Raw genomic sequence first — 14443 nt, 5'->3', positions numbered from 1 at the left:
CCGCTTTATTTATTGCGATTTATACAAATAAATGTTACTTTTGAACATTTTGTGTCTAAAAAAAGGGGATTTTCATTCGTTTTCTCTTGTTCAAATTGACTATAACGGTTATATTTATTATTGTATAATCGTATACTATATATAAAATCAATTTTCTGGAGGAATGTATGGAATTTATTTCAGAAGGCTCCACTTCCAAGCCAATGAAAGAACTACTTGATTATTTGCACCAAAATACCAGTCTATCCGATAGTCACATTCGAAAACTTCATATAAAAAGGAATCAAATTATCACCTCAAGCCAAAGTGATCAAGAGCACACGATTTATCTTATTCAAAAGGGTCTCGCTTTTTTTGAAGTCTTTTATCAAGATAAACCGCATGTGACTACTTTTTATTCTGATTGGACATTGTTTCATGCTAAACCCATCTTAAAAAATTTATTCACGTTCGAAGTTAAGTTACCTTACCGAGTTCGAGCCGCTACAGAAATGACAGTATATGAGATTAATCGTGATTTCTTAGTTGATCACCTTTACGTTCAGCCTAAATTTTTCCACTTTTTAGCCGAATTAGGTTTAGCTGCTCTTTCTTTTTCAACATTTATGACAGCTGTCAATAAATTACCTCCTGTTGAAACGCTAGCGATTAACTTGCAAATTTTAGCCACTTATATTGGCGAGAAGCAAGGCAACGCCTCTCACCTCCCTGCAGCAATTTCCCAGTCTGTCTTAGCTTCTTTGTGCAACTGCGCTCAATCAAGCATTTCAGGACACCTTAATTTTTTCGTAAAAGAGGGTATTTTAGAATCTAGCTCTAAACCATTTATTATTAAAGATATTGAAGGCTTGGCAAGTTATTATGACCCGTCTATTGCTATTTCTTCTATGTAATTAAAAAAGTCCGAAATAAATCTTTTCGGACTTAATAGGAAAATAGAGACCAAAATGGTCTCTATTTTTTAAAACCCATCATAAAATCGGGGTTTCACATTTGGAATTGCTGCTTCAAAAATCGCAAGCACCTTATCACTCGCCGTCATTTTTCCGTAATAGGCAAGTTCTTTCGGGCGCATAAAGCCAAACATCATTTGGCTAAACGTTCCTATATCTGTTTGTAAAAGCAAATCGTTTGGTGCACTTTCGACTCGCCGAATTTTGTCACCTATCTCAAAAATGCCATGATTGAAGTCAGCGACATCATTTTGGATTTCCACATAGACTTTTTCTGCCGTTTGAAATGAAATTGCGTTTAAAAACGCCTCCACCTCAACAATGCGCGCCATCCAATTGAATTCCGTTTCCATCTTAAGACCCGTCACATTTGGTAGCGCTAGTGCCACTTCAGCTGGCGTCCCAAAATGCGTCGCCTGGACGGTTTCAAACATCGAATCATGGCTCGAAATAAATGCCCACAGCTCACATTCCGCAGCGAAATCAAGCGCAACCAGTTCATGCACAAGCATTTCTGATCCTTTGAATCCGTATAGAAGGTAGCCTCGCGGTTCATTTTGCTCATCTCGAAATAAGGCCACTTCATTCGTATAGCCGCGCCGACTAAGTCTGCCCCACCAGTCGTCACCGCGAACTAGCATGCCGTGGTGATTTGTCGCATACGTTTCATAGACCGCCCGCACATCGCTAAAATCAGGCTGGTTGGCACTTGTCCGCACAATCTCGCCGCGACCACTCGAACGCCGCTTCAGATTTTTCAGCTTTAGGCTCACGCTAACCTCATTTGCCACAAGGTCAAACCCAAATTTTTGATAAAAAGGAATGTCGAAAGGGTGTAAATAAGAGACAAGCTGACCTAATTCCTTCATCTCGTTTAGCGACGCTGTCATGAGTGCCCGAATAAAACCACTGCGTCTATTTTCTGGAAATGTAGCTACATAAGCCACACCGCCCATTTTTATTTTCTGACCTAAAAACGATACGTCTAGTGGATACGTCATCACTTGTGCGCTTAGTTTTCCGTCTGAAAAGGCCCCTAACCTAGTTGCCCGCTCCATCCAAAATAAAAAGTCTTCCTCCCCACCGCCGCCTGGTGTGCGAAAAGCATAATCTCGCAATCGTTTAATTTGGTGGATTTCTTCTTCCGCAATTTTTCTTATTTCCAAATTAAATCCCTCCTGTCCCCTTTAGTGTATCATGTTCCTATTTAGAATTCTTCTTAAAAGCTACTAATTTTTTGTAAGCTAAGAACTTGCTATTTTGTGTGGTTTTCAGCTAAACTGTATAAGTATTATTAAAAATTTGGAGGAATCAATCTTATGTCAAACGTATTATTTATTAAAGCGAATGGATTACCTGCAGAGCGTTCTGTCAGCGTGACGCTTTATGAAACATTTTTGGATGCGTATAAAAAAAGTCATCCCGGAGACCAAGTTACTGAACTGAATTTATTTGAAGTAGACCTGCCTTACTACGATGGTGTGATGATGAGTGGGCTACATAAAGAAGCTGCCGGCGAGCCTTTAACAGAAGACGAAAAACGCCTTTCTGATATTGCAAACGGCTACTTAAACCAATTTTTAAAAGCTGATAAAGTCGTTATGGCTTTCCCTCTTTGGAATTTCAGTATTCCCGCGCAATTTTTAACTTACCTGTTTTATTTAAACCAAGCTGGTAAGACGTTTAAATATACGCCAGAAGGTCCTGTTGGTTTAGTAACTGATAAAAAAGTTGCTTTGCTTAATGCACGTGGTGGCATTTATTCTGACGGTCCACTAGAAAGTTATGAAATGTCCTTAAACTACGTCAAAAACATTTTAAGCCACTTCGGTGTTACGGAAACGGAAATGGTTGTTGTTGAAGGACACAACGCTCGTCCTGATCAAGCAAAAGATTTAATCCAAGCTGGTCGTGATGAAGCTATTAAGCTTGCTGAACAATTTTAAAAAATAGAAAGTGAACCGCCCCCCAAAAGTTAGATTTGGGGGGCGGTTCACTTTTTAAGACGCTAATTGATAACACCGATAGATTCCTGTCTTTCTCACAATTTCAACCACGCTAGTCTTATTTTAAACAGAAAAGAGTTGTTCGTGTTTTTATGTATGTCAATATTTATTATTGCCAGTATAAGTAATGCCACGTATGCTGTCCTACTGATCCGTCAACAGCTAAATTTCTGTCCCAATATTTTTTCACATAACTTTGAAACACTTTCACTGCTTGCGTTGTTTTCGAGCCAAAGTAGCCATCTACATTAAGTTTATGGTTATTGTAGTAACTGTAGGAATGCGTGTTAAACAGCCATGCATTATAGTTATTTTGAATAACTTTTACGGCTTTTTTATAGTACCTGCTGTCTTTGCTTTGATTAAAGTACGATGCACCTAAATCTCGCTTAATATTCCCAGAATATCCTGCTGCTTCAACTACTTTAGGCGAGTCAATAATCGTAATCCCCACGTAACTAAATGATAGAATACCAATGAAACTAATTGCCATCCATATTTTCTTCATTTTCCTACCTCCTTTTTTAATTCTTATTCATTGTATCATTTAATGCCTTTTCAAAATTTGTATTTTTTGTCATAACTTAATGTATATGGCCTTTAATAATGTCCATATTCCACAATTTGATTCACTTATGCTAAATCGCTTTCCTTTTACAACCAAATAAACAGCTCTCGGATTAGTACCGAGAGCTGTTTTTATAACGTCTGCTTTTTATTTTGACCACTCATTCATGCCGCCACTTACATTGGTCACTTGGAAGCCTTGGCTGTCTAAAAATTCAGTTGCTCTTTGAGAGCGTCCACCTGCATAGCAAATGACTGCGTATACTTTTTCTTTGGAAAGCGTGTTTACGTTTTCTTCCAATTCGGAAATGGGGATATTCGTTGCACCTTCTATGTGTCGCGCACTAAAATCATCTGCATCGCGTACGTCTAGTATTTCATAAACATCTAGTTTTCCTTCTAATTCACTTGTTGTGATTGATAAAAACATCTTTATTCCACCTCAACTTTTTTTATTTCCCGGGAAATAAGTTACCTTCATCATAACGAAAAATTCTCCTAACATTCAAGAAGACTGCTCAAAAGAAATTTTACCTAAAAAATAAGGTGTGACTTTATTTTTTAAGCACAGAAAAACCGAATGACTTATCATTCGGTTTTTCTGACTATTACACTGCTTGCGAACCTGTAAATTGGCTATTGTATAGGTCGGCGTAAAAGCCGTTTTCGCTAAGGAGTTGTTGGTGTGTACCTTGTTCGATAACATCACCGTGGTTCATGACAAGAATTAAGTCGGCGTCGCGGATAGTGGATAAACGGTGGGCGATGACAAAACTTGTTCGGCCTTCCATTAAGTTCCCCATTGCGAGCTGAATGTTTAGCTCGGTTCTTGTGTCAACGCTAGACGTTGCTTCGTCTAGAATTAAAATGCTTGGGTCGGATAAAATCGCGCGGGCAATCGTTAGTAGTTGTTTTTGCCCTTGTGAAATATTGGTCCCCTCTTCATTTAAAACGGTGTCGTAACCGTCTGGCAAGCGGCGAATGAAATCGTCTGCATACGCCGCTTTGGCAGCTCCGACTACTTCATCAATCGTGGCACCTTCCCGACCATAAGCGATGTTTTCAGCGATGGTTCCGCTAAAGAGCCATGTGTCTTGCAGCACCATTCCAAATTTCGCGCGGACTTCGTCTTTCGTCATGTCGCGCGTGTCTATGCCGTCGATGCGAATCGCGCCGTTATCTACATCGTAAAAACGCATGAGCAGGTTGATAATCGTTGTTTTACCTGCACCAGTTGGGCCAACAATTGCTACCATTTGCCCTTTGCTTACGTTAATTTTCAGGTCCTGCATGAGCGGTTTATCAGGCGAATACCCAAACTCTACATGGTCGAAAACAATCTTACCATTTTCTTCGTTAATCGTAGGAACAGTTTCCGGAATCATGTCTTGTTCTTCTTCTTCGTCCATAATTTCAAAAACACGTTCCGCAGAAGCAATGGTTGATTGAATAACGTTCGCGATGTTTGCTACGCTAGAAATGGGTTGTGAGAACAGTTGCACGTATTGCGTGAAGGCTTGAATATCACCGACTTGCAAGGTGCCGTTCGTCACAAAAATCCCACCGCCAACACAGACGGCTACGTAACCTAAGTTACCTACAAATTGCATCATCGGCATCATGATACCCGAAATAAATTGGGCTTTTTTAGCCGCTTTGTAGTAGTCTTCGTTGACTTCATCAAATTTGACGAGCGTTTTTTTCTCTTGACCAAACGCCTTCACAATCGTTTGACCGCCGTAAGTTTCCTCGACCGTATCATTTAGAATCCCTAAATTGCGCTGTTGCGCCGCGAAGAATGCCTGCGACTTGCTCGCGATGATACCTACAATAATGATACTTAGCGGTACAGTCGCCACAACAATTAGGGTCATCTGCCAACTAATTGTTAGCATCATAATGAGTACGCCGACAATTTGAACAATCGCCGTTATGGCCTGCGTCAAGGATTGTTGGAGCGTATTCGCGATGTTGTCCATATCGTTGACAGCGCGACTTAAAATATCCCCGTTAGAACGGGTATCGTAATATTTGAGCGGCATACGTGCCATTTTTTCCTTTAAATCGCGACGCATATCATATACGGTACGTTGCGCGACACTTGACATCACGTATTGCTGAACAAAGCTGAAGACTGAACTTCCGACATAAAGGAGGAACACGAAGAATAGAATGTTGAAAATTTTATCGTCATTAATGCCAGCTGGGCTCATGACGCCTTTGAAAATTTCAGTTGTTGCTTTCCCTAATTCTTTCGGGCTAAAAATATTAAAAATGGTGGAGAGAATCGCAAAGATAAAGACGACTGAAATCGCTACCGTTCGGGGCTTCATATAGCCAAGCAAACGGAATAATGTATTTTTAAAGTCTTTTGGTTTCGATTTCACACCCATTGCTCCGCCGTGAGAGCCTCCACCTGGACCTGGTCCTGGACTCATGCTATCTCCTCCTCTGAAAGTTGTGAACGCATGATTTCGCGGTAAATCTCATTGGATTCTTTTAGCTCATTATGCGTACCAATTCCGGCAACTTTACCTTCATTTAAAACGATGATTTGATCTGCATCAACAACAGATGTAATGCGCTGCGCCACAATAATCATAATGGCATCTTCTACTTCTTCTTTTAACGCACTGCGCAACTTCGCATCTGTTTTAAAATCGAGTGCGGAGAAACTGTCGTCGAAAATGTAGATTTCTGGCTTCCGGATGAGCGCTCTCGCAATTGCAAGCCGTTGCTTTTGCCCGCCGGAGAAATTGTTTCCGCCTTGCTCAACGCGCGAATGAAGACCTTTTCGTAATTTGGAGACAAAGTCTTTCGCTTGGGCGATTTCGAGAGCCTTCCACATTTCTTCTTCCGTGGCGTCTTCTTTTCCGTAGCGGAGATTTGATTCGATGTCGCCCGTGAAAAGAACCGCTTTTTGTGGCACAAGCCCAATTTTTTCGCGCAATTCTTCTTGCGACATATCGCGCACATTGACGCCGTTCATTAGGATGCTGCCGTTTTCGGTGTCATAGAAGCGGGGAACCATATTAATTAATGTGGATTTCCCAGCGCCTGTACTCCCAATTATGGCAATCGTCTCACCCGCTTTAGCCTTAAAGCTAATGTCTGCAATAACTGGTTTTTCTGCGCCTTCATAACGGAAAGATGCGTTTTGGAATTCAAGCGTTGCGCGTCCGTCAGCCGCTTTTGGTGCAGCAGGGTCTAAAATTTCTGCGCTCATATCGAGCACTTCGTTGATACGTTCTGCGGAAGCACCAGCACGCGGAATGAAAATGAAGACAGCAGAAAGCATCATAAAGCTCATCATAATTTGCATGGCATATTGAATGAAAGCCATCAAGTCGCCGACCATCATGTTACCGTCACTAATGAAGTGAGCCCCAAGCCAAATGATGGCGATGGACGTTAAATTCATAATGAGCATCATGAGCGGGCTCATAAGCGACAGCAGGCGGTTTACGCCAATTGCCGTTATGGCATAATCATTATTCGCTTCTTCAAATTTATTTAATTCATCTTGATTGCGGTTAAAAGCGCGAATAACGCGGATACCTGTTAGACCTTCACGGATAACTTGATTTAATTTATCCATTTTCTTTTGCAGTTTTTTAAACATCGGCATTGCTTTACCGCCTAGTAACACGACAAGTAATAGCAAGATTGGCAGAACGACCACAAAAATTAACGATAGTTTTGCATCGCGTCCAACCGCCATAATAATCCCGCCGATAAGCATAATCGGCGCCATAACCATCATTCTAAGCATCATATAAAGTACATTTTGAATTTGGACAACATCATTTGTCGTTCTCGTAATAAGCGATGATGTCCCCACTTTGTTAAATTCCTGCAAAGAGAAATTTTCAACTTGTGTAAAGATTTTATCCCGTAAATCACGTCCAAAGCCCATGGAAATACGTGATGCGATATACACGATAATAACCGATAAAACAACTGCTCCAGCCGAAAGTAAGAGCATTAGCCCACCGGTTTTCCAAATATAGGGCTTATCGCCCGTCACAACACCTTTATCAATGATGTTTGACATGAGTGTAGGCAAATAAAGCTGCCCAATAACTTGGATAAAAGTTAAAACTAATACAACGATAATCCCCCATGAATAGGGCTTCAGTCGCTTAAAAAGTTTTATCATTTGGCACTGCGCCTCCTTCTTGTTTCGCCTTCTCGTTCAAATAATCCGTTAATTTTTCAAGTAGCATAATGAGTGTGCGCATATCCTCTTCCCCGAGAAAATCGCGCATATCTTCGAAGTTTTTATGAAAAGATTGAATCATTTTTTCTGTCAGCGCTTTTCCTTTTTCAGTAAAGTTCAAATAAGCAGCGCGTTTGTCGGTCGGATTTTGAGTGCGGATAATGAGCCCTTTCTTTTCAAGCGCATTAATTTGCTGGGTCACACTTGGTTTCGAAATGCGCAGTCGCTTGCCAAGTTCGGAAACGCGCACGCCAAGCTCTGAATCACTCATTTTAATCCCGTGAAAAAGAACAAACATAAAACGCGTTTCAGCTTTCGTGTAGCCTTCCATGTGGAAACTCGACATTTCAGCTCGCTTAAAATTCATGAACGCTTTAATGACTGACTGCCCCAAATCTTCATCAGACGGGTACATGTATGCCCCTCCTTTTAATTAGTTTACCTAACTAATTATATCTAGTTTGAATTAAAAGTCAACTAAAAAAGGCGAAGTCCTAAAAAAGCCTATACTTTTAAGGTTGAATCCCTTATAATGTTCCTTGTTGTACACGTACTTTTTTATTATTCACATTTGCCCGGAAAAACAAACATCAAAAGGGGGTTTTCACATGGCAGATCATACAAATATCGCAAAAATGAGTCTTTTTACATTGGCGTGGCCTATTTTTATTGAACAATTTTTACGCATCATGATAAATTATGTTGACGTTTTCATGCTAGGGCATTACTCAGATGAGGCTGTTGCCGCAACCGGTGTCGCCAGCCAAATTCTCGTAATTTCCATTATTATGTACGGCTTTATCAGTGTCGGTGTGCAAATTTTAGTTGCCCAAATGATTGGCGCCGAACGCCATAAAATGATTGAACGCGTCATAACTAACGGCCTAATTGTCGCTTTTATTATCGGAATTATTATGAGTATTATCTTTTTATTTGCAAGCGATACATTCCTTAGACTTGTCGGTTTAGATGAAGAACTTATTCGTGTTGGCTCACCTTTTCTTGAAATTATTGGCGGCAGCTCTATTGTCATCGCAATTCATTCGTCCATTTTACCGATTATCCGTGTCCACGGTTACGTGAGGCAAGCAATGCTTGTCCCCATCACAATTAGTGTCATTAATGTTGTCGGGAACTATGTATTCCTTTACGGACCACTTGCTTACTTAGACTTAGGTGTCGCCGGAGTTGGGATCGCTACAGCCATCGCCAATTTCATCGGTATGATTATGGCTATTTTCATGCTCAAAAAATATATCGGCTACACGTTTACTTTTGGGAAGCTAAAGCATTATTCCAAAAAACTTCTTTATTCGATATTAAAACTAGGTCTTCCTTCAGCTGGCGAAAATATGTCTTACGCTGGCTCGCAGCTGGTCATAACAGCAATTATCGCCATTCTAGGCACCGAAGCCCTTACAACCAAGGTGTATGCCTCTAGCGTCAGTCAATTCGTTGCGCTTTTTGCAATAGCGATTGGTCAAGCTTCACAAATTTTAATTGGCCGCGCAGTTGGCGCAAAGGAAGTTGAAAAGGCGTATCAGCAAGGTATAAAAAGTTGGAAAATCGGCGTAGTTATCGCGCTCGTCGTTAGTATTTTACTTTACCTTTTCGCCGAACCAATTATGAGCCTCTTTACGTCCAATGAACTCGTGATTGCTATGACGAAAAATTTATTCTTGCTTTCCATTGCGCTTGAGCTTTTCCGAGCAACCAACATCATTATTATTAGCAGTTTAAATTCAACTGGCGACGTTAAATTTCCATTTATTGTTGGCATCATCGTCATGTGGATTGTCAGCTTGCCGTTTTCATACGTGCTTGGCATTACAGCAGGACTTGGACTAGTCGGCGTTTGGATTGCCTATATTATTGACGAAGGCATTCGTTCCTTCCTGATGTTCAGGCGCTGGCGCAGTAAAGTATGGACGCTTAAATCTGTTATCTAAACTTACAAAACTGTCATTCCAAAACTTAAAATTGTCACTTCATTCGATGGTTATCATTTTCTCCCTTCTTTATAATAAAGTTATCAGTTAAAGGAGGGTGTTCAAAATTGAATAACCATAGAATTGTCAATGCGCTTAGTTATTTCAGTATTTTATTTGCACCAATATTAGTCCCTTTATTCATTTGGGTTTTTGGAGAGGCTCGCGATGTTAAACATCATTCAAAAGTCGCCCTGTTCACACATATATTGCCTACAATTGGCGTATTTCTAACATTTTGCATTCTTTCACTCGTTGCCGTCAGCACGGACAGTTCACATACAGTAGGTTTTGTTGCCTTTGGGGTTGTGGTTACCTTGGTTATTTTAACAGCCATTTTATTCCTGTTTAACATCATTCAAGGTGTGCGCATGCTAGTTGGTCGAGAAGAAGATGCTTTTCTCACGGAATAAAAAAACGCTTGTTTGATTCACTGAAACGTTCAAGGTGAATCAAGCAGGTGCTTTTTATTTTAAACAAAAAGTTCACACTTATTTTATGATATACTGTTAACGGAAGGAGTGTTCAAATTGCGTTTTATCATCGCCTATTTAACGGTATTTATTTTAGGGATTTTGGCTGTTCTTGGAATTGAGGCGCTCCTATTTGACGCGCTTACAACGGCCGATATTTTTTCAGCAATTCTCTTTGCCGCCCCACTTGTTTTAGTGGGCAGTACAATAGCTGAAATTTTTTACGGTTTTAGCCAAAAAGTGAGTTTAGGGTGGTTTGCTCTTTACGGCTTTATTTACGGTTTAGTTGCCGCTGTTGTTATTTTGGGAATTATGCAACTTGCTGGAGCGATTGTGCTTGTTGGTATTTCTTTACTTGGCGGAATTATTAGCGCGGTGCTTGGCGTTATTTTCTTTGTTTTTCGAGGTGGAAAAGCTCTAAGTGGGCGTGCATCTGGAAATCGGTCAGACGGGTAGCAAACGGTAAGTTGTGTCGCCAGAGTTTAGCATTAGTAAAGCGAGGGGGGCATAGCTTCATACATAGTCGATAAATGAGTAATAAGAAAGAGGGCAGCATTTTTTTAGCTGTCCTCTTTGAGTGAAATGATCAATCAACATTAATTTAATCCCATTATGCTACAATCCTATAAGCTTAATGTATTAGCTATTATATCTTCAAATTTATTTATACTCTATTTCAGATTCCATTGTAGGGTACTTTTCGTTAAATTTATGAGGCATTTCTTTCTATGAATTTGCTTCCACTGGAATAGGATTTTCTAATTCTGGCCAATATTAAAATGTTATTTTCTCTAGTGATTCAACTAACCCAGTTATAGTATCCCAAAAAGCATCCCAATTTGTAAATAGCTACCCAAGATTTTTTCTTCTACTGGAATTATTTGAAAATACTACACTCCGTTGCAAAAAAACACAAAATATTTAGTTTAGCATTTCCCATGTGATTCTTTTTGCATTATCGACAGGATTATTTAACTCTATGCGTTTATCAAAATCATCGTCCCAAATAAAGAATTCACTTAATCCAGCATACGGAGGATACAAAGAATGATTTAATTCCTCAAGCAACTTGACATCCGGGTTATCTTTGTCCAGTTCTGCCAATAATTCCTCAAGTATTGTAAGTTGGGGATTATTTGTTGAATCTCCGTACTGTTTTACAGCACAATATATGACTAGAAATTGTTTTTTTAATACATTAAAATCTATCATTAAAATCCTCCTCAAAAAAACATTCATTAGGTCTAGAAAAATCTTTTGAATTTCTGTACAATAAATACAACTAGCTTTTGTTAACTATTGGTAACTTGATTAGTGAGTTCACGCTTACTAATCAAGGCTTTACTATCCGACGCCAATCAGATAGTAAAGTGCCTTTTTATTTTTATTCACAGTATATTTGCAATCTATCCACTTCTAAAAAGATATACTGTCCTGTTAAATAATTATAATCCTCAAACAAATCACTTGTAATAAAAAAACCGACATCTAAAACATTATCTTCTAATAATTTTCCCCATAACATATATCTAAAATTATCAATATGTTCAATTCTTTTTATTTTTCTATTTGCTTGTTCTTTGATTTCTAAAAAGTCATTAGTAAATATATCTATTTCAGCTTTATATTCTTTTTCTACCTCTAATTTCTGAGGCGATACATTAAAAGCGACTATTTCATGGCTATTAACCATAACTTCTACTTCTTCTTCAATGATAGAATCAATTTTACTTACTTTAACTAAATTATCCATTATTTAACCTCTATTCAATTGGGTTGATAACTGGAATGTTACTCCCATTATTCATCATTTCCCAAAATGTTCTACCACTTTCAACATGATAAGTAGTAATTTCTCCTAAGTTATTTGTTCCTACAAACTCAAATTTAGCATAACTTTTTATTGGAACACCATTAGCATTAGTTAAACTACTATTTTTCATAAATTTAACGTACCCTGTTCTAATTTCACCATTATAGCTATACTGAACTTTTGTTCCATTCTTTATAACATCATTCGCTCCTGCTAAATACTCATCAGCGTTAGAAAAAGCCTTTCCGAATTCTCCGCCATGCTTTGAAAAATGACCTTCTAATTTTTCTACATTCCCAAAGTTAGCCCCATTCGCTTTCTCATACGTCATACTCCCCCGAATCGCCGCAGTACTCAAGCCTAGCCCCATCACCACGTCCATCAGGCCACTTTCATCCAGCATGCCTTTCACCGATTCCACATACGCTGATGCCCGGAGCGTGCCACCAGCCATGTCTGTGTATTGCGTGCCGGTTTTCCACGATTCAGTGATTTTTTTGTTTAAATCCTCATTCGTGATAATTTGGTAGTCACTTGGGGCTAAGTACTTTCCTGCCTTGTCTAAGTATTTCTTCAGTTTCGGGTCATGCACACCCACTCCTTTTTAGGAAAGAAAGGTAGTATTCAAAAGACTGTTTGGTTGTTAATTTTTTCTTTTGCTTCACCTCATTTATCTCTTAGTATGGTGTATGTATTGTATCATCAACTATTTTCACTCTCCTAGCAACATACTGCTTTTATACTTTTGAACATAGCTAAAAAGATATGAGTATGCTGCTCTCTCTATAGAGTTAGTTTTCTCATATCTTTTTCAGTAGTGCAACTTCTATTCAGTGAATACAGCTAGCTTTTGTTAGTTATTGGCAACTTGATTAGTGAATGCTACTAGTCAAGGCTTTACTATCCGACGCCTATCAGATAATAGAGTGCCTTTTTATTTTATTTAATATAGATGTTTAAAGTGATTTCAATTCTTCAATTTCTATACTTGTTAAATCTTTTATCGAAAAACCAATCACTTCATTCAATTTCAAAAACACTCTGATTCTATTTATATTGTAAGATGCATCAGGTTCAAAATTTTCCTCAAAACTACATACAAGTTCATCACTATCTAAAAATACAAAATAGTTAGAGTCAATATCTACATAGTCATTTTCTTTTTTAAAAATTGAAGAATCTACCATAATTAGTCCTTCATTTTCTTTAGTTAGGCTGAAATCCAATTTTTTAAAGAAATCAGAAGCAACATAAAAAACTATAGTTTGTATACTACCATCTGTTTTATCAATACCGATTTCTAAAGGAGGAATCCCCATTGTTCTAGTTAAACGCCAATAATCATAATAACTTTTATTGTTTTTTGTATCCATTTTTACTGAAATCATAAGTAAGTCATCTACAACTTTTTCCATGTAAACTTCACTTTTAATATTGATGTTCTCACTATTAATTTTTTTTAATAACATATTATCCTCCTATATTATGGTTTGTATAAAGCATGATATATTACCCCCGTATCACCATTAATACCGATTTCCCAACCATTCACATTGAAAAAATTTCTACCAGGATTTACTTTAGGTAATATGAAAGATACCGAATCTTGAAAGCTAAGCATCAATTCATTTTCAGTTATTATTGACCCCTTAGCAGAATTAATAAATTCTCCCATATGCTTACTCGCATTTCCATGAACCCAAACTTCTTTTCCATTTACGTTAGTTCCTTTTAAAGTAAAAGACTTTGGTATGTTGGTATTAGGAATTATTTCTTGAGTTGGGTTGATATTTTTGTCCCATGTAATTTCATATTTAGCTCCACTGGCTTTCTCATACGTCATACTCCCCCGAATGGCTGCCGTGCTCAAGCCCAACCCCATCACCACATCCATCAGGCCACTTTCATCCAGCGTGCCTTTCACCGATTCCACATATGCTGATGCCCGAAGCGTGCCACCAGCCATACCTGTGTATTTCGTGCCGTCCATATAATAGGTGCCAGTTTTCCACGATTCAGTGATTTTTTTGTTTAACTCCTCATTCGTGATAATTTGGTAGTCACTTGGGTCTAAATACTTTCCTGCCTTGTCTAAGTATTTCTTCAGTTTCGGGTCATTCACACCCACTCCGTTTTGTTCAAGCAGCCACATCACTTGCGGCTTTCCCTCCGCATCGTAGTACACCACTGCCAAAACTTGATAGGCTTTCAGCGCTTCGACCAGTTTTGGGTCTACGCCGCGAACGGTATTAAGCCGCTGTTTCAAGGCATCCATCGACTGGGTATAGCCTTTCGGGTATGTATAGGTGCCGGTTTGGGCGTTAAATTCGACTTCCTGCAAGAGTTGTCGCATCGTTCTTTGTGCTGTCATCACAAGCGCTAAAAGTTCTTGGAAAAAGTGGGTATGACTTTGCTCAAATTGTA

The 14443-nt window shown here is 38.9% G+C and carries 15 protein-coding genes and 1 pseudogene; 5 read left to right on the top strand and 11 right to left on the bottom strand.

All coding sequences use genetic code 11. From position 1 onward, the window contains the following. The first annotated feature begins 167 nt into the window (after positions 1-167). Positions 168-893 carry a Crp/Fnr family transcriptional regulator gene (locus tag BN1609_RS02645; protein WP_088809381.1) on the top strand — a complete coding sequence of 242 codons (726 nt, stop codon included), beginning with the start codon at positions 168-170 and terminating at the stop codon, positions 891-893. 68 nt (positions 894-961) lie between these two features. Here the strand turns inward: BN1609_RS02645 and eis are convergent, their stop codons facing one another. Then, positions 962-2119 (bottom strand): enhanced intracellular survival protein Eis, encoded by a 1158-nt coding sequence (eis, locus tag BN1609_RS02640; protein WP_088809382.1) that lies wholly within the window; start codon positions 2117-2119, stop codon positions 962-964. A gap of 153 nt (positions 2120-2272) precedes the next feature. Here eis and BN1609_RS02635 point away from each other — a divergent pair, with 153 nt between their 5' ends. Beyond that, positions 2273-2899 carry an FMN-dependent NADH-azoreductase gene (locus BN1609_RS02635; RefSeq protein WP_088809383.1) on the top strand — a complete coding sequence of 209 codons (627 nt, stop codon included), beginning with the start codon at positions 2273-2275 and terminating at the stop codon, positions 2897-2899. Between the two features lie 169 nt (positions 2900-3068). Here the strand turns inward: BN1609_RS02635 and BN1609_RS02630 are convergent, their stop codons facing one another. From BN1609_RS02630 to BN1609_RS02610, 5 genes are all read right to left on the bottom strand, one after another. Next, complete coding sequence (locus tag BN1609_RS02630; RefSeq protein WP_088840481.1) at positions 3069-3467, bottom strand: peptidoglycan-binding protein; 399 nt, start codon at positions 3465-3467, stop codon at positions 3069-3071. 207 nt (positions 3468-3674) lie between these two features. Beyond that, positions 3675-3956 carry a rhodanese-like domain-containing protein gene (locus BN1609_RS02625; protein WP_088809385.1) on the bottom strand — a complete coding sequence of 94 codons (282 nt, stop codon included), beginning with the start codon at positions 3954-3956 and terminating at the stop codon, positions 3675-3677. A 178-nt stretch (positions 3957-4134) separates the two neighbouring features. After that, positions 4135-5964, bottom strand: a complete 1830-nt coding sequence (locus tag BN1609_RS02620; RefSeq protein WP_088840480.1) for an ABC transporter ATP-binding protein — start codon at positions 5962-5964, stop codon at positions 4135-4137. Beyond that, positions 5961-7685: an ABC transporter ATP-binding protein gene (locus BN1609_RS02615; protein ID WP_088809387.1), complete on the bottom strand. Its 1725-nt coding sequence runs from the start codon at positions 7683-7685 to the stop codon at positions 5961-5963. The genes BN1609_RS02620 and BN1609_RS02615 overlap by 4 nt, the downstream gene beginning before the upstream one ends. Continuing rightward, a complete protein-coding gene (locus BN1609_RS02610; RefSeq protein WP_088809388.1) occupies positions 7669-8160 on the bottom strand; it encodes a MarR family winged helix-turn-helix transcriptional regulator in 492 nt (163 codons plus the stop codon). Before BN1609_RS02610 ends, BN1609_RS02615 begins: the two co-directional genes overlap by 17 nt. A gap of 193 nt (positions 8161-8353) precedes the next feature. On the opposite strand from BN1609_RS02610, the gene BN1609_RS02605 reads away from it, so the two are divergent. The 3 genes from BN1609_RS02605 to BN1609_RS02595 all read left to right on the top strand — a co-directional run bounded on the left by BN1609_RS02605 (position 8354) and on the right by BN1609_RS02595 (position 10662). After that, a complete protein-coding gene (locus tag BN1609_RS02605) occupies positions 8354-9694 on the top strand; it encodes an MATE family efflux transporter (protein WP_088809389.1) in 1341 nt (446 codons plus the stop codon). 107 nt (positions 9695-9801) lie between these two features. Continuing rightward, positions 9802-10146: a DUF4870 domain-containing protein gene (locus BN1609_RS02600; protein WP_088840479.1), complete on the top strand. Its 345-nt coding sequence runs from the start codon at positions 9802-9804 to the stop codon at positions 10144-10146. A gap of 117 nt (positions 10147-10263) precedes the next feature. Next, a complete protein-coding gene (locus BN1609_RS02595) occupies positions 10264-10662 on the top strand; it encodes a hypothetical protein (protein ID WP_088825493.1) in 399 nt (132 codons plus the stop codon). 465 nt (positions 10663-11127) lie between these two features. Here BN1609_RS02595 and BN1609_RS02590 read toward each other — a convergent pair whose 3' ends face one another. The 5 genes and pseudogenes from BN1609_RS02590 to BN1609_RS02570 all read right to left on the bottom strand — a co-directional run. Next, positions 11128-11418: a hypothetical protein gene (locus tag BN1609_RS02590; protein WP_088825492.1), complete on the bottom strand. Its 291-nt coding sequence runs from the start codon at positions 11416-11418 to the stop codon at positions 11128-11130. Between the two features lie 172 nt (positions 11419-11590). Next, the gene (locus tag BN1609_RS02585; protein WP_088840478.1) at positions 11591-11959 is read right to left on the bottom strand and encodes a hypothetical protein; all 369 of its coding nucleotides are present in this window, start codon (positions 11957-11959) and stop codon (positions 11591-11593) included. Positions 11960-11969: 10 nt separating this feature from the next. Further along, a complete protein-coding gene (locus tag BN1609_RS13960; RefSeq protein ID WP_179946617.1) occupies positions 11970-12611 on the bottom strand; it encodes a hypothetical protein in 642 nt (213 codons plus the stop codon). Between the two features lie 364 nt (positions 12612-12975). Then, entirely contained in the window at positions 12976-13488 is a 513-nt protein-coding gene (locus tag BN1609_RS02575; protein WP_088811083.1) for a hypothetical protein, read from the bottom strand. 14 nt (positions 13489-13502) lie between these two features. Next, positions 13503-14443: pseudogene (locus tag BN1609_RS02570) on the bottom strand (hypothetical protein); the annotation flags it as partial.

The organism is Listeria sp. ILCC797, from assembly GCF_900186185.1.
In the GTDB taxonomy this organism is placed as follows: Bacteria; Bacillota; Bacilli; order Lactobacillales; family Listeriaceae; genus Listeria; species Listeria goaensis.
The sequence above is the reverse complement of the archived record's forward strand: the minus strand, read 5'-3'. Positions and strand labels throughout refer to the sequence as shown.